Source organism: Microtetraspora glauca, assembly GCF_040656155.1.
GTDB classification, from domain to species: domain Bacteria; phylum Actinomycetota; class Actinomycetes; order Streptosporangiales; family Streptosporangiaceae; genus Microtetraspora; species Microtetraspora glauca.
Genome location: NZ_JBFALK010000030.1, coordinates 66,277 through 85,317, shown reverse-complemented (window position 1 = coordinate 85,317; position 19,041 = coordinate 66,277). Strand labels below are relative to the sequence as shown.

The 19,041-nt window shown below is 71.6% G+C and carries 19 protein-coding genes; 13 read left to right on the top strand and 6 right to left on the bottom strand.

From position 1 onward, the window contains the following. Nucleotides 1–42: 42 nt before the first annotated feature. From AB0I59_RS38090 to AB0I59_RS38080, 3 genes are all read right to left on the bottom strand, one after another. Nucleotides 43–1,500 (bottom strand): FG-GAP repeat protein, encoded by a 1,458-nt coding sequence (locus AB0I59_RS38090; RefSeq protein ID WP_358141035.1) that lies wholly within the window; start codon nucleotides 1,498–1,500, stop codon nucleotides 43–45. A gap of 138 nt (nucleotides 1,501–1,638) precedes the next feature. Continuing rightward, nucleotides 1,639–3,069, bottom strand: coding sequence for an FG-GAP and VCBS repeat-containing protein (locus tag AB0I59_RS38085; RefSeq protein WP_358141032.1), 1,431 nt, complete (start codon nucleotides 3,067–3,069; stop codon nucleotides 1,639–1,641). Between the two features lie 176 nt (nucleotides 3,070–3,245). Next, complete coding sequence (locus AB0I59_RS38080; protein ID WP_358141072.1) at nucleotides 3,246–4,703, bottom strand: MFS transporter; 1,458 nt, start codon at nucleotides 4,701–4,703, stop codon at nucleotides 3,246–3,248. Between the two features lie 106 nt (nucleotides 4,704–4,809). Here AB0I59_RS38080 and AB0I59_RS38075 point away from each other — a divergent pair, with 106 nt between their 5' ends. From AB0I59_RS38075 to AB0I59_RS38055, 5 genes are all read left to right on the top strand, one after another. Continuing rightward, complete coding sequence (locus tag AB0I59_RS38075) at nucleotides 4,810–5,781, top strand: STM4015 family protein (RefSeq protein ID WP_358141029.1); 972 nt, start codon at nucleotides 4,810–4,812, stop codon at nucleotides 5,779–5,781. A gap of 30 nt (nucleotides 5,782–5,811) precedes the next feature. Then, a complete protein-coding gene (locus tag AB0I59_RS38070; RefSeq protein WP_358141026.1) occupies nucleotides 5,812–6,975 on the top strand; it encodes an STM4014 family protein in 1,164 nt (387 codons plus the stop codon). After that, nucleotides 6,972–7,793, top strand: a complete 822-nt coding sequence (locus AB0I59_RS38065; RefSeq protein WP_358141069.1) for an STM4013/SEN3800 family hydrolase — start codon at nucleotides 6,972–6,974, stop codon at nucleotides 7,791–7,793. Before AB0I59_RS38070 ends, AB0I59_RS38065 begins: the two co-directional genes overlap by 4 nt. Nucleotide 7,794: 1 nt before the next feature. Continuing rightward, a complete protein-coding gene (locus tag AB0I59_RS38060; RefSeq protein WP_358141023.1) occupies nucleotides 7,795–9,111 on the top strand; it encodes an STM4012 family radical SAM protein in 1,317 nt (438 codons plus the stop codon). A gap of 95 nt (nucleotides 9,112–9,206) precedes the next feature. Further along, nucleotides 9,207–10,055 carry an STM4011 family radical SAM protein gene (locus tag AB0I59_RS38055; protein WP_358141066.1) on the top strand — a complete coding sequence of 283 codons (849 nt, stop codon included), beginning with the start codon at nucleotides 9,207–9,209 and terminating at the stop codon, nucleotides 10,053–10,055. A 21-nt stretch (nucleotides 10,056–10,076) separates the two neighbouring features. Here AB0I59_RS38055 and AB0I59_RS38050 read toward each other — a convergent pair whose 3' ends face one another. Beyond that, nucleotides 10,077–11,231: a DUF6745 domain-containing protein gene (locus AB0I59_RS38050; protein ID WP_358141020.1), complete on the bottom strand. Its 1,155-nt coding sequence runs from the start codon at nucleotides 11,229–11,231 to the stop codon at nucleotides 10,077–10,079. Continuing rightward, nucleotides 11,231–11,557, bottom strand: a complete 327-nt coding sequence (locus AB0I59_RS38045; protein WP_358141017.1) for a DUF8820 family protein — start codon at nucleotides 11,555–11,557, stop codon at nucleotides 11,231–11,233. Before AB0I59_RS38045 ends, AB0I59_RS38050 begins: the two co-directional genes overlap by 1 nt. 136 nt (nucleotides 11,558–11,693) lie before the next feature. Between AB0I59_RS38045 and AB0I59_RS38040 the strand changes: the two genes are divergently transcribed. Further along, a complete protein-coding gene (locus AB0I59_RS38040) occupies nucleotides 11,694–12,182 on the top strand; it encodes an Lrp/AsnC family transcriptional regulator (RefSeq protein ID WP_061260204.1) in 489 nt (162 codons plus the stop codon). Here AB0I59_RS38040 and AB0I59_RS38035 read toward each other — a convergent pair. Beyond that, complete coding sequence (locus AB0I59_RS38035) at nucleotides 12,151–12,636, bottom strand: Lrp/AsnC family transcriptional regulator (protein WP_063818963.1); 486 nt, start codon at nucleotides 12,634–12,636, stop codon at nucleotides 12,151–12,153. The two genes, AB0I59_RS38040 and AB0I59_RS38035, sit on opposite strands and share 32 nt — an antisense overlap. 241 nt (nucleotides 12,637–12,877) lie before the next feature. Here AB0I59_RS38035 and AB0I59_RS38030 point away from each other — a divergent pair, with 241 nt between their 5' ends. The 7 genes from AB0I59_RS38030 to AB0I59_RS38000 are packed head-to-tail and all read left to right on the top strand — an operon-like array spanning nucleotide 12,878 to nucleotide 18,979. Beyond that, nucleotides 12,878–13,765: an ABC transporter permease gene (locus tag AB0I59_RS38030; RefSeq protein WP_358141013.1), complete on the top strand. Its 888-nt coding sequence runs from the start codon at nucleotides 12,878–12,880 to the stop codon at nucleotides 13,763–13,765. Continuing rightward, complete coding sequence (locus AB0I59_RS38025; RefSeq protein WP_358141010.1) at nucleotides 13,762–14,583, top strand: ABC transporter permease; 822 nt, start codon at nucleotides 13,762–13,764, stop codon at nucleotides 14,581–14,583. Before AB0I59_RS38030 ends, AB0I59_RS38025 begins: the two co-directional genes overlap by 4 nt. Nucleotides 14,584–14,604: 21 nt before the next feature. Then, the gene (locus AB0I59_RS38020) at nucleotides 14,605–15,675 is read left to right on the top strand and encodes an ABC transporter substrate-binding protein (protein ID WP_061260206.1); all 1,071 of its coding nucleotides are present in this window, start codon (nucleotides 14,605–14,607) and stop codon (nucleotides 15,673–15,675) included. Further along, nucleotides 15,675–16,757, top strand: a complete 1,083-nt coding sequence (locus AB0I59_RS38015; protein WP_358141007.1) for an ABC transporter ATP-binding protein — start codon at nucleotides 15,675–15,677, stop codon at nucleotides 16,755–16,757. The genes AB0I59_RS38020 and AB0I59_RS38015 overlap by 1 nt, the downstream gene beginning before the upstream one ends. Nucleotides 16,758–16,797: 40 nt before the next feature. Then, nucleotides 16,798–17,586, top strand: coding sequence for a carbon-nitrogen hydrolase family protein (locus tag AB0I59_RS38010; RefSeq protein WP_358141005.1), 789 nt, complete (start codon nucleotides 16,798–16,800; stop codon nucleotides 17,584–17,586). A 5-nt stretch (nucleotides 17,587–17,591) separates the two neighbouring features. Continuing rightward, nucleotides 17,592–18,263 carry an RraA family protein gene (locus AB0I59_RS38005; protein WP_082777517.1) on the top strand — a complete coding sequence of 224 codons (672 nt, stop codon included), beginning with the start codon at nucleotides 17,592–17,594 and terminating at the stop codon, nucleotides 18,261–18,263. Between the two features lie 2 nt (nucleotides 18,264–18,265). Further along, complete coding sequence (locus AB0I59_RS38000; protein WP_358141002.1) at nucleotides 18,266–18,979, top strand: 3-keto-5-aminohexanoate cleavage protein; 714 nt, start codon at nucleotides 18,266–18,268, stop codon at nucleotides 18,977–18,979. Nucleotides 18,980–19,041: the final 62 nt, after the last annotated feature.

Genomic DNA, 19,041 nt, shown 5'->3' with positions numbered 1-19,041 from the left:
CCTCGGGACCAGGACGCCAGGCGAGGGCGTCAGGCCAGGACCTCAGGCGAAGGCGTAGCCGAAGAGGTCACCGTCACCGCCCGCGCCGGCCCCGTCGGTGTGGGCGGCGTCCTCGTACCTGGCTCCGGCGCCGCCGGTGAGCACTCGCGCGGTCGTGGGCAGCAGGCCGGTGAAGGGGCCCTTCTTCCGTTCCGTGCCGATCAGCGTCACCGTGCCCGTCGCCGCGGACCCGACCAGCAGACCGCCGTCGCCGACCCCGACCGAGAAGCCGAAGCCGCTGCCCTTCTGGCCGGTCACCAGCACGTCGTTCTCGCGGGTCAGCCCACCGGACCGCGTACCCGCGAGCACCTGGACGGCGTCCTCGCCGGGAACGCCCACGATCAGTTCGTCGTCCCCGTCACCGTTCAGATCGCCCGCCGCGAGCGACGTGCCGAACCTGTCGTAGTAGTGCGGTGTCCCCTTGAGGGTGTTCCGCGACCAGAGCTCGCTGCCGACGGCGGTCAGACCGCGGCCGGAGCCGTACAGGACGTTGACCGCCCCGTCGCCGTAGTCCATGCCGCGCACCACCGTGGACAGGTCCTCGCCGGGCATGCCGATCGCCAGGTCGTCCCGCCCGTCGCCGTTGAAGTCGCCGGAGGCGAGCGCGGCGCCGAAGGCGTCCCACTTCTCGCCGTCGCCCTTCACACCCGGGCTTTCCTGCGTGTAGACCCCCGCGTACCGCTTGCGCGGGTCGATGACCGTGACCACCCCCGAGCCGGACCGCGTGCCGCCGTCCCCGGGAGCGCCCACCGCGAGCTCGTCGTCCCCGTCGCCGTCGAAGTCCCCGGTCGCCAGCGCCACTCCGAACTGGTCCGTCTCCCCGGGTTCCTGGCCCACCCAGCTCGTCGCCTGCGTGATGAGCCGGCCCTTCCCGTACGGCTCGGCGCCCCCTGAGCCGAAGATCCCGACACCGCCGCCCCCGTCGAGGCCGGGGACGCCCACGACCAGCTCGTCGTCGCCGTCCCCGTCGAGGTCACCGGCGGCGAGGGCCGCCCCGAACCGGTCGGAGCCGTACTTCCGGCCGAGAAGGGTGACATCGACCGTCCCGACCTCCTTCAGGCCGTGCGGCGTGCCGTACAGGATGTGCACGACGCCGTTCCCGTCCGCCCCGGGCACGCGGTCACCGGAGAACTCCTCGGACGCGCCGATCGCCAGGTCGGCGCACCCGTCGCCGTCGAAGTCCCCCTTGACCAGAGCCGATCCGAACGCGTCGTCGCGTTCCGGTGTGCCGGAGACCCCGGCCGCGCCCTGGTGCAGCGTCGCGACCTTCTTCGAGCCGTGGAACAGGGTGACCGTCCCGGCGCGCGGCTGCCCGTCCACGGTGGCGTACGGCGCGGCGACCGCGAGGAACGCGGGGCACGACGCGGCGGTCGCGGGCACCGCGAGTGACGGGCCGACGACCCAGGGAGCGGTCAGGGCGGTGACCAGCGGAATCAGGACGGTGCGGCGAGTGACGCTCATGGCCGGATCGTCCCCAGTGAATCGGACATCCGGCCCACCACGATATGAACCCCCTGGGTCGGCTACTTGAACTCGGCCGCGTGTTCGCGACATCCTGAGGCGGGCAGCGGTCGGCGGTCGGCACAGACGGGGGCGCGTTCAGTTCAGCGGACGGCCGAACCCCTCACCCTGCTGCTCGGGGGCGAACTGCGTGCCGGGCTTCCCCACCCCGCCCGCGCCGCTCCGCTCCGGACCTCCTGCGGGAGAGAGCACGGTCACGCGTTCCTCGGCGCGGGTGGAGACGATGAGCTCGGCCCCGCCGTTCCCGTCGAGGTCGGCCAGGGCCACCTCCTGGCCGAACCCCTGGAGGAAGTCACCCCGGACTCCGGCGGACCGGAGGTCGAACACCTGGGCGCCCCGCGTCGACAACCCGTCCTCGCCGCCGTACAGGACGAAGGCCGCCCCGGCTCCGCCGCTCGCGCCGACCGCGACGTCGGCGTACCCGTCGCCGTTGACGTCGCCGACCGCGACCGCCCCTCCGAAGCCGCTCGTGTCCGCGGGCGGCCGCGGCATGCCGGGAGACGTCAGCGTCCACAGCGCGCGCGTGCCCCGCAGGCCCTCGGCGGAGCCACGGCTGACGTAGATCTGGCCTCCCTCGTCCTCGGCGTCGGCGTAGGCGTTGCCCGCGACCACGTCGCCGTAGCCGTCGCCGTCGAGGTCGCCGATCGCCACGTCGCCCACGCCCCAGCCCGGGAACGTTCCGGGCAGGCGGCCCGCCAGTCCCGACCGCGACCCCCGGTACACCACACCGGTGCCCTCGTCGGCCGGGTCGTCCTCGGAGTAGACCACGGCGAGGTCGGCGTACCCGTCCCCGTCGACGTCACCGGCCGCGAGAGTGGCGACGCGGGCGGTGGGGCCCATGACGGTCTTCCAGGTCGCCGTTCCCTCGCGGACCGCCTTCCCTCCGGAGGTCACCCATACCGTGTCGAAGGTGGCCACCGCCAGGTCGTCGTGGCCGTCGTGGTCGAAGTCGCCGACGGCCAGCGCGGCGCCGAATCCGATGGTGCCCTCGGGCTGCGCCGGCGTGACGGTCTGGTCGGTGAGTCCCCGTCCGCCGCCGAAGGCGATCGCCACGGATCCCGTCCGCCCGCCCTTGCCCGGTGCGCCGATCACCAGATCGGCGTATCCGTCGCCGTCGATGTCTCCGGAGGCGAGGGTCGCGCCGAATCCCTCGCCCTTCACGGCCGCGCCGCCCCTGCCGATGACGTGCCGGTCCGCGCCGGTCACGCCGGTCGTGGAGCCGTACACCACGTTCACGTGACCGGCGCCCTTCGCACCGTTCACCGTTCCATCCGGTGCGCCGATGACCAGGTCGGCGTACCCGTCGCCGTTGTAGTCATGGGCCTTCGCGGCCTTCCGCGCGCTCGCCGCCGGTGTCGCCGTGGGAGCGCCGATAACCGGCCCCGGGCCCGCGGGCGAGGCGGCCACCGGCGTGGGAGGCGCGGAGGCGCCCGCGCCGGAGTTCGCCGCACAGGCCGCCGTCGTGGCGGCGAGGACACCGGCGAGGAGGCGGGGCGCGAATCTGCCCATGACAAACCTGCCCATGGCAAATCTGCTCGTGACAGACCTGCCCATGACAAATCCGCTCAGAATGGTCGCGCGCACCAGATCACGATAGGAGCCCGTGCGGCTCCGCGTCGCCGTACCGGAACATCGGCTTCTTCGGGACGGCGCACGTGCGCTCTCCCGCCGCCCCGGTCGCCTGATCAGTCGGTGCGCTCGAGCGGCGGCGCCGCGATCCCGCAGTGTGTACGGCCGGCGGGCGCGGGAGCCACCACCAGCACGTTCGTCCTGATCGTGGAGAACGCGAGCGCGGCGGAGACGGCCAGCATGGCGGCGCTGACCAGCATCGCCGTGTGGAAGCCGGCGGTGAACTCCTCCGGAGAGTTGTACGCGCTCCCGGTCAGGCCGACGAGCGGGGGGATCGCCGCGACCGCGAGCAGGCTGCCGGTGCGGGCCACGGCGTTGTTGATGCCGCTGGCGAGGCCCGCGTACCGCTCCCTGGCCGACGCCAGGACCGTCGCGGTCAGCGGGGCGACCGCCGCCGAAAGGCCGAGGCCGTACAGCGTCGCCGCCGGGAACACGTCCACGAGATAGGTGGAGCCGGGGCCGATGCGGCTCATCAGCAGGATCCCCGCGGCGCACGCCAGGATGCCCACGGTCATCGGGATCCGGGGGCCCACCCGCCTGGCCAGGTCTCCGGCGCGGGCCGACAGCAGCAGCATGAGGATCGTGACGGGCAGCATCGCCGATCCCGCGGCGATCGGTGAGAAGCCGGAGGAGACCTGGAGCTGGACCACGAGCAGGAAGAAGACCACGCCCATCGCCGCGTACATGATCATCGTGACGATGTTGATGGAGGTGAAGACCCGGGAGGAGAAGATCTGCACCGGGACCAGGGCCTCCGGTGAGCGCCGGACCTCCAGGACGGCGAAGCAGGCGGCCAGCACCAACCCGGCGACCAGCGCGACCCTCCCGGCGCCCGGTTCGATCAGGCCGTACGTGACGCCCGCGAGGGCCAGGGCGGCGAGCGCCGATCCCAGGACGTCGAAACGCCCCGAGGCCGCGGTGTCCCGGCTCTCCGGCACGTGCCGGACGGTGACCAGGACGGTGACGGCCGCGATCGGGACATTGATCAGGAAGACCCAGTGCCAGCCTGCCGCCTCCACCAGCCAGCCGCCGACCAGCGGCCCGACGGCGGCGGCGACCCCGCCCAGGCCGGACCACAGGCCGATCGCGCGGGGGCGGTCGTCGTGCGGGAAGCTCGCCTGGATGATCGCCAATGATCCGGGGGTGAGGAGCGCGCCGCCGATGCCCTGGAGCGCACGGGCGATCACGAGCACCGGGACGTTGGGAGCCACGCCGCACAGGGCCGAGGCCAACGCGAACCAGACGATGCCGACGAGGAAGATCCTTCGCCTGCCGAACCGGTCGCCGAGCGAGCCGCCGAGCAGGATCAGGGCCGCCAGGGTGAGCGTGTAGGCGTTGATCGTCCACTGGAGATCGGACATGCCCGCCCTGAGATCCCGGCCGAGCGTGGGAAGGGCGACGTTGACCACGGTGCTGTCGAGCATCGCCATCCCGGATCCGAGCACGGTCGCGAGGATGGTCCATCGCCCCGTGGCGGACCGGAGCCGGATCTGGTCAGGTTCCACACGGCCCATCATGGTCCGTGGCCGCGGCCCGCGTGAGGGGGAGGTCTCCGATTCGGGAAGTGTCGGCGCGCTCTGGTAGGACAGTCCCGCAGCTTTCCCCGGCGAGGAGTTCGGCATGGCGGAGTACGACGAGAACGAGGGCTACACCCGGGACTACCGGGATCGGTACGCGGGCCTTCAGGTCACGCAGTTTGATCCGGATGACGAGACCGGTGACCTTCCGGCTCCGGATTCGGTGGCCTGGCGGCTGTCGGCCGAGGTCTACGATTCCAACCGCGACTATGCCGACATGTTCGCCCGGTTCATGGAGCGGGTGGACACGACGAAGGTCTCCGCCGTCGTGATCGGCTCCTGGCAGGAGGCGTACGACACCTCCTCCGAGGAGGTGGTTCGTCTCCTGGTCGACAACGCCGCACGCTTTCCGGCGTTGCGTTCCCTCTTCCTTGGCGCGATGCCGATGGAGGAGTGTGAGATCTCCTGGATCCACCAGTCCGACGTGACGCCGCTGCTTGAGGCGTTCCCACTGCTTGAGCGGCTGGATGTGCGGGGTGGCACGGGGCTCGGGCTGCGCCCGGTCCGGCACGAGTCGCTGAGGACGCTCCGGCTGGAGACCGGTGGCCTGCCGGGTGCCGTCGTCCGCGCGGTGGGCAATTGCGATCTTCCTGCTCTGGAGCATCTGGAGCTGTGGCTCGGTGTCGAGCAGTACGGCGGCGACGCCACTCTTGGCGACATGGAGGAGATCCTTTCCGGCGTGCGGTTGCCCGCGCTGCGCTACCTGGGGCTGCAGGACAGCGAGATCGAGGACGAGATCGCCGCCGCCGTGGCGACCGCTCCGGTCGTCGCCCGGCTGGAGACGCTCAGCCTGTCCATGGGCATGCTCACCGACGCCGGTGCCGAGGCGTTGCTCACCGGCCAGCCGCTCACGCACCTGCGGCGGCTGGACCTGCACCACCACTACCTGAGCGACGAGATGATCAAGCGCGTCCAGGAGGCGCTGCCCGGCGTCGAGGTCGATCTCTCCGATCAGGAGCAGGGCGAGGACGACGGCGACGGCGAGGTCTGGCGCTACGTCGCGGTGGACGAGTGAGCGGTCTGGACGAGTGAGCGGTCCGAACGAATGAGCGGTGGACCGGCGCGGTTCGCCGTCGTCGGCACACCCGGCGACCGCAGGGTGACGATGTTCGGCGACGCGGTGGTCCGCCACGGCCTGCCCACGCCGATCGTGATCCCCTGGTGCGATGTCCTCGCGGCGGGTGAGGCGCTCATCCCGCCCGGCGCTCTGGTACGGATCGACTCGCCCGGGGAGGACGCGCGGGCCGACGCCCTGCTGCGCGGCCCCGGCGATCCGAGCCGGGTCGCGGGCGGCGCCCGGTGGTACCGCACCTTCACGGCGGGCCTGGCGCGGGTCCGCGATCTCACCGAGGCCACGCCGTCGGCACACCTGCTCGGCGACCCCGGCGAGATCGCGGTGATGTTCGACAAGCGACTGACCCACCGGCGGCTCCAGGCCGCGGGCGTCCCCGTCCCGGACGCCCTGCCCGGCCCGATCTCCTCGTACGGCGAGCTGCGGGAGGCGATGGCGCGGCGGCGCTGGGCGCGGGTCTTCGTCAAGCCCGCCCACGGCTCGTCGGCCTCCGGCGTGATCGCCTTCCAGGCGCACGGAGCCCGGGTCAAGGCGGTGACCTCGGCGGACCTCGGCCCCGGCCCGTCGCTGCACAACTCGCTGCGGATCCGGACGTACGAGACCGAGGACGACGTCGCGGCGATCGTCGGCGCGCTGGCTCCCGACGGGCTGCACGTCGAGCGCTGGTTTCCCAAGGCGTCCATCGCGGGCCGGGCGTTCGACCTGCGCGTGGTGTGCGTGGCCGGGACGCCGACGCACGCCGTGGTGCGCGCCAGTCGCAGCCCCATGACGAACCTGCACCTCGGCGGTGTCCGCGGCGATCTCGACGCCGTCGCGGGCAGGCTCGGGGACGCGGGATGGGACCACGCCATGGACGTGTGCGCGCGGGCCGCCGCCTGCTTCCCGCGCAGCCTGGCCGTCGGCGTCGACCTCCTGGTCGCGACCGGCTTCCGCTCCGTGGCCGTCGCCGAGGTCAACGCCTTCGGTGACCTGCTGCCCGGCCTGCCCGGTCTCCCCGGCACTCCGGGCGCGGGCCTCGACACGTACGCCACGCAGGTCGCGGCCGTGCTCGGAGGACGGTTCGCGGCGTCATCGGTGCCGGAGCCGCGGCAGGAGCCGGGCGAGCGGGGCGAGGAGGAGACGGCGTGCGTGACATGAACACGGTCGTGGGCAGCCACGACATCCTGCTGGTGACACTCGACACGCTGCGGTACGACGTCGCGGCGGAGCTGGCCGAGGCGGGACGGCTGCCCAATCTCGCCCGCGTCCTTCCCGGAGGGCGCTGGGAACGCCGCCACAGCCCCGGAAACTTCACCTACGCCGCGCACGCCGCGATGCTCGCCGGATTCCTGCCCACACCGGCCGAACCGGGGCCGCATCCCCGGCCGTTCGCCGCCGTGTTCCCGGGCAGCGAGACGACCGCGTCCGGCACCTGGGTCTTCGACGCGCCCGATCTGCCGTCGGGCCTGGCCGCGGCGGGCTACCACACCGTGTGCGTCGGGGGAGTGGGTTTCTTCAACAAGCTGACCCCGCTCGGCTCGACCCTGCCGGGGTTGTTCGCGGAGAGCCACTGGGCGCCCGAGTTCGGCGTGACCTCGGAGCGCTCCTTCGAGCGGCAGATCGACTGCGCGGAAAGGGCGCTGCGCGATGCCGGGCGGCCGGTGTTCCTGCTGCTCAACGTGTCGGCGCTGCACCAGCCGAACTGGTTCCACCTGGCCGGGGCGACCCGCGAGCACGGTGACACCCGGGAGAGCCACGCCGCCGCCCTGGAGTACGTGGACCGGCACGTCGGGCGGCTGTTCGCCCTGATGACGGCGCGCCGACCGTGTTTCGCGATCGTCTGCTCCGACCACGGCACCGCCTACGGCGAGGACGGCCACACCGGCCATCGGATCGGGCACGAGGTGGTGTGGACCGTCCCCTACGCGGAGTTCGTACTTGACCGGGCCACACCGCCCGCGCCGACCGGAGAGTGATGTGAACCAGACCGAGGACGGCACCGGCCGTCCGTACCAGGGCTATGTGTACGCCTACCCGCACAAGACGGCCTACCGGGAGCTCGACCCGCGCCCCCGGCTCCGTGACGTGTGGGCGGGGGAGCGGACGGACGCCCTCTTCCTCTACCTGCACATCCCCTTCTGCGAGATGCGGTGCGGGTTCTGCAACCTGTTCACCCGGACCGGCGCGCCCGAGGAGCTGACCTCGGCCTACCTGGCCGCCCTCGAACGGCAGGCGGAAGCCGTACGCGACGCGCTCGGGGAGAACCCCCGGTTCGTCACGGCCGCGATCGGCGGCGGTACGCCGACCTATCTCAGCGCGGCGGAGCTGACCCGGCTGTTCGACCTGACCGAACGCATCATGGGGGCTGACCTGCGGGCCGTCCCGCTGGCGGTGGAGACCTCGCCCGCGACCGCCACTCCCGACCGGTTGGCCGTCCTGGCCGAACGGGGCACCACCCGCGTGTCGATCGGCGTGCAGAGCTTCGTCGACGCCGAGGCCCGCGCCGCCGTACGACCGCAGCGGCGCGCCGAGGTGGAGGCGGCCCTGTCCGCGATCCGCGCGCAGGGGTTCGAGGCGCTGAACATCGACCTGATCTACGGGATCGACGGTCAGACCACGGACTCCTGGCGGTACTCGCTCGACGCCGCGCTCGCCTGGCGGCCGGAGGAGCTGTACCTCTACCCCCTGTACGTCCGGCCGCTGACCGGGCTCGGGAGGCAGGGGCGGGCCTGGGACGACCAGCGGCTGGAGCTGTACCGCGCCGGTCGCGACCACCTGCTGGCGGCCGGATACGAGCAGGTCTCGATGCGCATGTTCCGCCTTCCCGGCCACGGCGGCGCCACGGAATACAGCTGCCAGACCGACGGCATGGTGGGTCTCGGCTGCGGCGCCCGCTCCTACACCCGTGACCTGCACTACTCCTACGAGTACGCCGTGGGCGCCGGTCACGTCCGGGCGATCATCGACGAGTACGTCCGGCTGCCGCGCGAGGAGTTCGAGGTGGCGAACGTCGGATTCCGTCTGGACGACGAGGAGCGGCGGCGCCGGCATCTGATCCAGTCGCTGCTCCAGGCGGAGGGGCTCTCCCGTTCCGACTACCTGAAACGGTTCGACGCCGACGTGCTCGTGGACTTCGGCGGGGAGCTCGCACGCTTCGCCGAGCGGGGATGGCTGGAGGCGGACGCCGTCCGGCTGCGGCTCACCGCCGAGGGGCTGGCCTACTCCGACGCCATCGGGCCCGCGCTGTTCTCGGGCCGGGTCGTGGCGCTGATGGACGGTTACGAGGAACGGTGAACGACAGGATCCGGCTCCCGCTCGTGCTCTCGGACCCCGGTCTCCGCTGCCGGTCGGAGACCCGGCCCACAGGGGGTCGTGACCAGGATGGGCATCTGTCGATCCTGTACCGGGGCCCGCTGGCGAGTTGCGACTACGACTGCGCGTACTGCCCCTTCGCCAAGCGGCGGGACAGTCCGGAGCGGCTGCGTGCCGACCGGGCGGCGCTGGAGCGCTTCACGGCGTGGGTGGCCGGGCGCGATCATCCGGTCTCCGTGCTCTTCACGCCATGGGGCGAGGGCCTGGTCCGCTCCTGGTACCGGAAGGCCATGGTCGAGCTCAGCCACCTCTCCCACGTGCGGAGGGTGGTCATCCAGACGAACCTGAGCTGCCGCACCGGCTGGCTCGACGAGGCCGATCTCACCCGGCTGGCGCTGTGGGTGACCTGTCACCCGAGCCAGGTGGCCTACGACCGGTTCCTCGCCAAGTGCCGCGACCTGACCGGACACGGCGTACGGCACAGCGTGGGCATCGTCGGCCACCCCGACCACCTCGGCACCGCCCGCAGACTGCGGGCCGACCTGCCCGCGAGCACCTACCTGTGGGTGAACGCCGAGGAGGGGCGCGTGTACACCGACGACGAGGCGGCGGAGTGGGCCGTGATCGACCCGCTGTTCGGCTACAGCCGACTCGCGCACGCGAGCGCCGGGCTGGCCTGCCGTACCGGTGAGACCGTGGTCTCGGTGATCGGCGACGGCACGGTCCGGCGGTGCCACTTCGTCCCCGAGGTGATCGGCAACCTCTACGACGGGTCGTTCGACCGGGCGCTGCGGCCCCGGCCGTGTCCCGCGGCCACCTGCGACTGCCACATCGGGTACGTCCACCTGGAGCCGCTCGGCCTGTACGACGTGTTCGCCGGCGGGATCCTCGAACGGATCCCGGCCGGGCGGCCCGCCCGGGCCTGAACGCGCGTCGCGAGGCGGTGGTCAGGTCTCGCGCTCGGGGCGGTACTCCTCCTCCGTGACACCGAAGGTCCAGGCCACGCCTTGCCGCGCCCGTACGACCCATGGGGGCACGCGCAGGAAGTAGGTGCGGCGGGTGCCGTCCGGCTCGGGGGTGGAGTTGACCACCTCGACCATGAGGACGTCCTCGTCGTCGGGCAGGGCGATCCGCCACAGCACGCCCGTCTCGTCGGCGTGGATCGGGGACGCGCCGGAGTCGGCGAGGTAGCGGTCATAGCCGAAGTGCTCCAGCATGACCCGGCGCAGCTCGGCGTTGCTCTCGGAGCGGATGCGCCCGGCGTCCAGCGTGGCCATGGTCGCGCCGAAATCGGCGGGGACGGGCATCCCGTGCCACGCCTGCAGCGCGAAGCCGTCGGCGAAGAGCATCGCGGGGCCGTCGGCCCGGTGGAGGCGTCCGAGGTCGTCGAGGTGCAGCTCCACGGGCCGCTCGCACAGCAGCGCGACGCGTTCGAACGGCCACCACCATCCGGCCGCCCGCGCGACCTGGCAGAGGGCGCCGAGCGCGGACCGCTCCGTCTCAGCGACTCCGGACAGGATCTCGCGGACCACTCCGGCGTCGGGCGCGAAGACGCAGAGCCACGCGGCGTCGTGCTGGCCGAGGACGGCGTCGAGCGTCACCCGGCGCAGCAACTCGTCCGTCTCAGCGATCGCCCGCCGGATCTCGAGGACCAGCCGGTTCACCGGGGGCCACAGCTCGCCGCCGCTCGACGCCCAGGCGCCCGACCAGCCGGCCGGGCCGAGCGCCTCGTGGACGGCGCGGCGCGCGCGTTCCCACGGCCCGGTGCGTACGGAGTCACGGACGCTCCGGCCGGCGGGAGCCGTACCGACCTGGGCCAGGACCTGGTCGGCGGCCCGGTCGAGCCCTGCGGCGATGATCGCCGCGCGCGCTTCCGGGCCGCCGGACAGCGCGGCGGCCGCGACGGCTCCGGCCGCCGGGGAGTCGAACCAGAGGATGTGCTCGGGCTCGGACAGCCCGGCGTCGCGGTAGGCGCGCCGTACGCCGTCTTCGGCGGCGGCACGGTCGGCGGGGCCGGTGGCGAGCGCGGCCTCGCGCCAGGTGACGGTCACCTCGGCCGTGGTGAGGGACGTGGTGAGGGACGTGGTGAGATCGGTCGTCATCAGTCGGCCACCACGCGGAACGCTCCGGGGACGTACTCGCGCTGCCTGATCACGCGGTACCACCCCTTCGGGAGGGAGATCGCGTCGTGCTCCTCGTGCACGAGCCGCCCGCCCGAGGGCAGGTGCAGGAAGCCGGGGTTACGCGGGCTCGGATCGAGCAGCAGGGTGCCGGGACCGGGGATCGCATGGGCATGGCCTGTCGCCTCTCCCAGGGCGAGGACGAGGCGGCCACGCGCGTCTCGCGGCTGCGGTGGCAGCGTCCGCGCCTCCGTGGGCACGGCCTCCTCGGCCACAGGAACGATCAGGATGTCTCCCTGCCGGTACACGACGGCCCCTTTCGGTTGCTGATCGCGAAGATAGGGGACACGGCTGACATTCCGCACACTGTCCGGCCATTGCCGTACGGCTCGTAGGCTGACATGCCGATACGTGACGGGACGGGACGGCCACCGGGAGGCACACGTGATCGACGATCTGGATCGCCGGATCATCCAGACGCTCACCCGTGACGGGCGCGCCCCGTACACGGCTCTGGCCCGTGAGCTGGGCATCGCCGAGGCCACGGTCCGCCAGCGGGTCGGCCGCCTGCAGGAGAGCGGTCTGCTGCGCATCGTCGCGCTGTGCAACCCGCTCACGCTCGGCCATCAGTCCGTCCGCCTGATGATCCGGGTGCGCGATCTCACGCCCCGGGCGGTGGCCAAGAGCCTGACGGACATGGCGATGATCAACCACGTCGCCCTGTGCGCGGGCAGCCAGGACATCTTCGTGGAGGCGACCTGCCGGGACCAGGCGCAGCTCGTCCGCCTGCTCGATGAGATCCGCATGCTGCCCGGAGTGTCCGGCGTCCAGGTGCTCCTCCTGCTGGAGCTGTTCAAGGACTACTCGTGGAACGGGCTCTCCTCGGCGGTGGGCCGGGGCGTCACCGCGGAAGAATCTGATCACCTGGCCTGACCGGCACCTCGCGGAACCCGGCCCAGAGATAGGTGTCCTTGAGCACTTCGAGGACCGTCAGCGCCTCCGCGTGCTCGACGCCGTTGATCCGTCTGACCCGCTCGGTGAGCAGCTCCGCGAGGTGGCTGATGTCCTGGCACCGCACGTCCGCGATCAGGTCGTAGGGCCCCACGCAGGAGGCCACGTACTGCACCTCCGCCATCCGGGACAGCTCGCGGGCGACCAGCGCGACGGGGATGTGCTGGACCCTGACCGCGAGGTGGACCTCCAGCTGGCCCATCTTCACCGCGTCCGTCATGCCGACGACCTGGACGACGCCGCGGCGGTTCAGGCGCCGGAACCTGGCCCGTACGGCGGCCTCGGACAGTCCGATGGAACGGCCGATCTCGCCGAACGAGCGGCGTCCGTCGACGCGCAACTGGTCGATGATGTGCCGATCAAGGTCGTCGATCATCACATGCCCCTTCGGCGGCTGATTTCCCAGGCGTTAACCCGCCCTTAGCGCGATTTTCGTCAGAATAGCGGTCCCTTTCCGCTGATATCGCACCTGCCGCCTATGGTGACAAGGACCACTCAGGGCCAGCATTGGTGCCCATCCGCTCCAGGTCGTCCCCGCCCGACCGCCGGTGTTCCTCCCGGGAGCGTAGAAAGGACTGATTCATGTATCCGACGTCGCCTGCCCCGGTGGGCGTCTCGTGACGTCCACGGCCGTGCCGGGCACGACCGGCGCCCCGGGCGTGCGGCGCCTGGCGCTCTCCGCCGCGATGCTGGCACCCGCGGGTGTCGTCACCCTGGCCCTCGTGGTGGCGCCGCTGGTCCTCGTGATCCGCAACAGCTTCGCGCGGACCGACGCGTACGGGAACGTCCAGGGCGGTTTCACGCTCGACAACTACGGCCGGCTCGCCGACCCCGTCTTCCTGAAGGTCCTCGGCTACAGCCTGGGCGTCGCCGCGGCCACCACCGTCGCCTGCCTCGTGCTCGGGTACGTGGTCTCGTACTACGTGGCGAGCCGGCCCCCGCAGCGGCAGCTCGGGCTGCTCCTCCTGATCATCGTTCCCTTCTGGACGGACTTCCTCGTCCGGACCTTCGCCTGGATCAACCTGCTCAGCCCGGGCGGGCCGGTGAACAGCGTCACCGACGCGATCGGCCTGACGAGCGGCCCGGCCGGATGGATCCCCAGCCAGGGCGCCTCCTTCATCGGCCTCGTCTACGCGTTCCTGCCGACCGCGATCTTCCCGATCTACGCCTCACTGCGCGGCATCGACCCCTCGCTGAGCGAGGCCGCCCGCGACCTCGGCTGCGGGTGGTGGCGGGTGCACGGCAAGGTGCTGCTGCCCATCGCGCGGCCCGGACTGCTCGCCGCGTTCCTGCTGGTGTTCGTGCCGACCCTCGGCGTCTTCGTCATCCCCGTGCTGCTCGGCGGAGGCAAGGACCAGCTGGTCGGCAACCTGATCGTCACGCTCTACACGGAGTTCCGCGACCAGCCGATGGGGGCCGCGGTCTCCGTCCTGCTCCTGGTGCTCCTCCTGGCGTGCCTGGCGGCGGCCGGCGTGGTCACCCGGCGGTTGAGGAGGAAGGCATGACGCGCGGCAAGCCACGGGTCCACGTGATGGACCGGATCTCGGCCTGGCTGGCGCGCGGGGTCATCGCGTTCCTGTACGTGCCGATCGTCGCGGTCGTGGTCCTCTCCTTCAACGCCTCCGACGTCACCTACCGGTGGACCGGCTTCAGCACCAAGTGGTACGCCGAGCTCGCCGGGGACACCGACCTGCTGGCGACCCTGCTGACCAGCGTGGAGGTCGCGGTGCTCGCCGCGACGCTGGCCACGGTGTGCGGCCTGCTGGCGGCAATGGGGCTGAACCGGCTCCGGTCGAGGTTCCGCGGCGTGTTCATGGCCGGGCTGTTCCTCCCGCTGGTGGTGCCGGAGATCGTGCTCGGCGTGGCGCTGCTGTCGATCTTCGGCGCGCTCCACGTCGGCCTGGGGATGGGCACGCTCGTCCTCGGCCACCTGGTGGTGACCCTCCCGTACGCGGCGCTGATCGTCTTCGGCGCGTACGGATCGCTGGACCCGTCGCTCGGGGAGGCCGCGGCCGATCTCGGCTGCCGCGGCTGGACGGCGTTCCGCAAGGTCACGTTCCCGCTGCTGCGCCAGGCTCTCGCGGCCGCCTGGCTGCTGAGCTTCACGATCTCCTTCGGGAACATCGTGATGTCCACCTTCACCAACGGGGTGGGCTCGACCACTCTGCCGCTGCGCGTCTACTCGCTGCTCAAGGGCGGACTGACCCCTGAGATCAACGCGCTGGGCACGCTCCTCGTCCTGTTCACCTTCCTGATCATTGTCTGCGTCGGGGTTCGGCAGATGCGTCAGGTCCTCACCGGCGGCAACCGCTCGCCGCAGTGACGTACTCCGAAAGGGACCATCATGCGTAGAAGCATCCTCGCCACCGCGGTGGCCGCGACCTTCCTCCTCGCCACCGGCTGCGGGGCGAGCGGGTCGGACTCCTCCTCGGGGGGCTCCTCCGGTGGCGGCACGCTGCACGTGTACGCCTGGGCGGGGGAGATCCCCGACTCCGTCGTGAAGGGCTTCGAGCAGGAGACCGGCATCAAGGTCACCCTCGACACCTTCGACAGCAACGAGACGATGACCGCCAAGCTGAGCACCGGCGCGTCCGGATACGACGTCGTCGAGCCCAGCCAGTACTCCGTCCAGCAGTTGATCGGGCAGCAGCTCATCGAGCCGCTCGACCACTCGCGGATCCAGGGCCTGGACAACCTCGCCGAGAAGTTCCGGAACCCGAGCTACGATCCCGGCCTCAAGTACAGCGTGCCGTGGATCTGGGGCACGACCGGTCTCGCCTACACCGACGCGTGCGTCAAGGAGCCCGTGACGAGCTGGAAGATCCTCTTCGACCAGAAGTACAAGGGCAAGGTCTACATGCTCGACAACATGCTGGCCAGCTACATCGCCGCGCTCCAGGTCACCGGATCGCGGGCCACCACCACGGACGAGGCGCAGATCGCCAGGGCGACGGACGCCCTGCTCGCGCAAAAGCCCGTCCTCGCCGGGTACAACTCGACGAACTACGCCCAGCTCCTGTCGACGGGCCAGGCGTGCGCCACACAGGCGTGGAGCGGCACCTCCATGGCCAAGGCCGTGCAGTCCGACTCCAACGTGCACTACGTCCTCCCCGAGGAGGGCGGCTCGATCTGGACCGACGGCCTGGCCATCGCCAAGGGCGCCAAGAACGTCGACGCCGCGTACGCGTTCATCAACTACCTGCTCCGCCCGGAGGTCGCGGCGAAGGCCACCGACGACGGCGCGTCGGCCAGCGCCAATGAGAAGGCCCGCGAGCACATCAAGAACACCGACGCGCTGAAGAACGCGGCGGTGTACGCGCCCGACGAGAGCATCGCGAAGGCGGACTTCCTGCTCGACCCGGGTCCGGCGATCCGCCACTTCCAGCAGGGCTGGACGAAGGTCAGGGCGTCCTGATGGCACGGGCGACGGCGCCGGCCGTACGGCTGACCGGTGTGGCCAAGTCCTTCGGCGAGGGATACGCGGTCTCCCGCGTCGACCTGTCGATCGCGCAGAACGAGTTCTTCTCGATCCTCGGTCCCTCCGGCTGCGGGAAGACCACGCTCATGCGGATGATCACGGGTTTCGAGACGCCGACCGAGGGCGAGATCGAGCTGAACGGAGTGCCCGCGTCGGGCCTGCCGGCCCACAAGCGCGACCTCAACATGCTCTTCCAGAGCTACGCGTTGTTCCCGCACCTCGATGTCTACGAGAACGTCGCGTTCGAGCTGAAGGTGCGCAAGAAGGCGCGTGACTCCGTGCCGCGTGCCGTCCGGGACGCGCTGGCCCTGGTCCGGCTGGAAGGCTACGAGAAGCGCAGGATCAGCCAGCTCTCCGGAGGCCAGCGGCAGCGGGTCGCCCTGGCGCGGGCCCTGGTGTCGCACCCTTCGCTGATCCTCCTCGACGAGCCGCTCGGCGCGCTCGACCAGAAGCTCAGGGCCGACATGCAGCTGGAGCTGAAGCGGCTCCAGCGGGAGGTCGGGGTGACCTTCGTCTACGTCACCCACGACCAGGAGGAGGCCCTCACCATGTCCGACAGGATCGCGGTCATGGAGGCGGGGCGGATCCTGCAGGTCGACACGCCGAGGGCGATCTACGAGTCGCCCGCCACCCGCTTCGTGGCGAACTTCATCGGCACGTCCAACTTCCTGTCCGGGCGGCTGGCCCGGGGCGGCACCGCGCTGGCGGTGGACGGGCTCGGCGAGATACCGGTGCCGCGCACGGACCTGCCTGACGGCACCGGCGTCCACCTCGCCGTGCGGCCGGAGAACGTCCGTGTCACCGCCGCGGGCACGCCGGTGGAGAGCGGCGCCGTGTCGCTGCGGGCGACTCTCCGGCAGGAGGTCTACCTGGGCAGCGGCGTCCGCTACCACTGCGCGCTTCCCGGCGAGCTGCCCTTCGTCGCCGAAGTGGCGGGCGCCCAGGGTGACGCCGTCGCGGTCGGTGACGAGGTCGTCGTCAGCTGGTCGCCCCAGCGGTCCCGGGTCCTGGCCGAATAGCGCGGCAGCGCCGCACACGAACGATCAAGGAGAAACCAGAGTGAAGGTCGCCGTCGCCCAGTTCGAACCGAGCGGGGATGTCGCAGCGAATCAGGCCGTAATCGAGGACATGGCCCGCCAGGCCGCCGAGGCGGGAGCGCAGGTCGTGATCTTCCCCGAGGAGGCGATGATCCCGTCCGACGCGGTGGCGTCGCTGCCGGAGGCCGCCGCCGCGTACTGGTCCGGGTTCCTCGGCCACCTGCGCACCACCGCGGCCGGTCTCGGCGTCGCGCTGATCGCCGGAGGCTTCGAGGACAGCGGAGCGGCCCTGCCGTACAACAGCGTCGCGGCCGTGGACGCGGACGGCCAGGTGCTCGGCGTCTACCGCAAGATGCACCTGTACGACGCGTTCGCCTACCAGGAGTCGCGGTACGTGATGCGCGGGGACGACGGGCCCTGCGTCGTGCGCATCGGTGACTTCAACGTCGGGCTGGTCAACTGCTACGACGTCCGCTTCCCGGAGTTCACCCGCTCACTCGTGGAGATGGGGGCCGACGTGCTCGCGGTCTCCGCCGCCTGGGTACGCGGGCCCCTCAAGGAGGACCACTGGCGCACCCTCGTGCGCTGCCGGGCGATCGAGAACACCTGCTGGGTGCTGGCCTCCTCGCGCAGCGGTCCGGACTGCGTCGGCCAGAGCCTCGTCGTGGACCCGCTGGGCGTGGTCCGGGGCGCTCTGGGCGAGGAGCGGCAGGCGCTGATGACCGTCGAGATCACCAAGGAGCGGCTGGACCACGCCCGCGCCACGGTGCCCGTGCTGCGCAACCGCCGCATCATCGTGGGAAAGGTGTGAGCTCCGTGCCCCTCATCATGCGCGACCTGCCCGGACGGATCGACCCCTCGCTGCTCGAACGCGCCGGCGCGGTGGACTTCGCCACGCTCGGCCACTATCTGGAGGACGGCTTCACCGGTCCTGAGCTGCGCCGCCTCGCCGGGGACCGCCGCGTGGTCGGCCGCGCGGTCACGGTACGGATCACGCCGACGGACTCCACGATGCTGCACCACGCGGCGGGCATCGTGGAACCCGGAGACGTGGTCGTCGTGGACTGCGGCGGCGGCCTGCGGCACGCGCCCCTGGGCGAGGTGGTCGTGAACGCGCTCGCCGCCAGGGGTGCCGCCGGCGCGGTCGTCGACGGGACGTGCACCGACATCGACGCCCTGCGCGCCCTCGGCCTCCCCGTCTACGCCCGAGGCACGTCGCTGCTCACGACCAAGCTGCACGGCATCCCCGACGGGGGCCTGAACATCCCCGTGAGCTGCGCCGGCGTCACCGTGCGTCCGGGCGACGTCGTCCTCGGCGACGCGAACGGGCTCCTGATCACCCCGGCCGACCGGCTCGTGGCGGTCCTCGACGAGGCGCTGGCCGACGACAAGGAGGAGCCCGCCCTGGTGGCGGAACTCTGGCAGGGCAGACCACTCGGAGAGCTGACCGGCGCCACCACCACCCTGCACGACCTCATGAAAGGCTGATCGTGTTCATCAAAGCCGCCATCAACGGCGGGCGCGCCACCTCCGAGCACGCCGCGACCCCTGTCACCGCCGAGGAGATCGCCGCCGAGACCCGGCAGGTGATCGAGGCCGGGGCCGACGTGGTCCACCTGCACCCGCGTGACTCCCGCGGCGAGCAGTCCATCGCACCCGAGGACGTGGACGCCGTCATCGCGGAGGTGCGGCGGGTCGCCGGCGGTGCGGTGGTGGGCATCACCACCGGCCTGTGGACCTGCCCCGGCGGCCACCCGGAGAGGTACGACCGCGTCAAGGCGTGGAACGTGCTGCCGGACTTCGCGTCGGTCGCGTTCTGCGAGGAGGGGGCGGCGGAGACGGCGGAGTTGGTCGTCGCGCGCGGCATGATCCTGGAGAGCGCGGTGTGGAGCGTGGAGGACGTGCCCGCCCTGCTCGCCTCCCCGACCCTGCGGGACAACGTCCGTGTCCTCATCGAGCCGATGGACGAGGACCCCGAGACCGCGGTCGAGCACGCCCGCGCCATGGCCGCGCTCCTGAAGGAGGGCGGCGTCGAGTGCCCGCTGCTCTACCACGGCGACGGGCCGACCGTCTGGCCGGTGCTGCGGGCCGCGCTCGCCGACGGGCATCAGGTGCGCATCGGCCTGGAGGACGGCCTGACCCTTCCGGACGGCCGCCTGGCGGCGGGCAACGTGGAACTCGTTAAGGCGGTGCTCTCGCTGTAGGCGGCAGCGGGCCGATTACACAATTACGATCGCTCACAGCGAACTCGCGCAAGCAAGGGAAC

Bases quoted from the DNA above. Each gene is read 5' to 3' on its own strand.
- AB0I59_RS38020 (WP_061260206.1), top strand. From the start codon at position 14,605: ATGCGTAGAAGCATCCTCGCCACCGCGGTGGCCGCGACCTTCCTCCTC.
- AB0I59_RS38085 (WP_358141032.1), bottom strand. From the start codon at position 3,069: ATGGGCAGATTCGCGCCCCGCCTCCTCGCCGGTGTCCTCGCCGCCACG.
- AB0I59_RS38015 (WP_358141007.1), top strand. From the start codon at position 15,675: ATGGCACGGGCGACGGCGCCGGCCGTACGGCTGACCGGTGTGGCCAAG.
- AB0I59_RS38065 (WP_358141069.1), top strand. From the start codon at position 6,972: ATGAACACGGTCGTGGGCAGCCACGACATCCTGCTGGTGACACTCGAC.
- AB0I59_RS38080 (WP_358141072.1), bottom strand. From the start codon at position 4,703: ATGGGCCGTGTGGAACCTGACCAGATCCGGCTCCGGTCCGCCACGGGG.
- AB0I59_RS38075 (WP_358141029.1), top strand. From the start codon at position 4,810: ATGGCGGAGTACGACGAGAACGAGGGCTACACCCGGGACTACCGGGAT.
- AB0I59_RS38035 (WP_063818963.1), bottom strand. From the start codon at position 12,636: ATGATCGACGACCTTGATCGGCACATCATCGACCAGTTGCGCGTCGAC.
- AB0I59_RS38090 (WP_358141035.1), bottom strand. From the start codon at position 1,500: ATGAGCGTCACTCGCCGCACCGTCCTGATTCCGCTGGTCACCGCCCTG.
- AB0I59_RS38070 (WP_358141026.1), top strand. From the start codon at position 5,812: ATGAGCGGTGGACCGGCGCGGTTCGCCGTCGTCGGCACACCCGGCGAC.
- AB0I59_RS38025 (WP_358141010.1), top strand. From the start codon at position 13,762: ATGACGCGCGGCAAGCCACGGGTCCACGTGATGGACCGGATCTCGGCC.
- AB0I59_RS38050 (WP_358141020.1), bottom strand. From the start codon at position 11,231: ATGACGACCGATCTCACCACGTCCCTCACCACGTCCCTCACCACGGCC.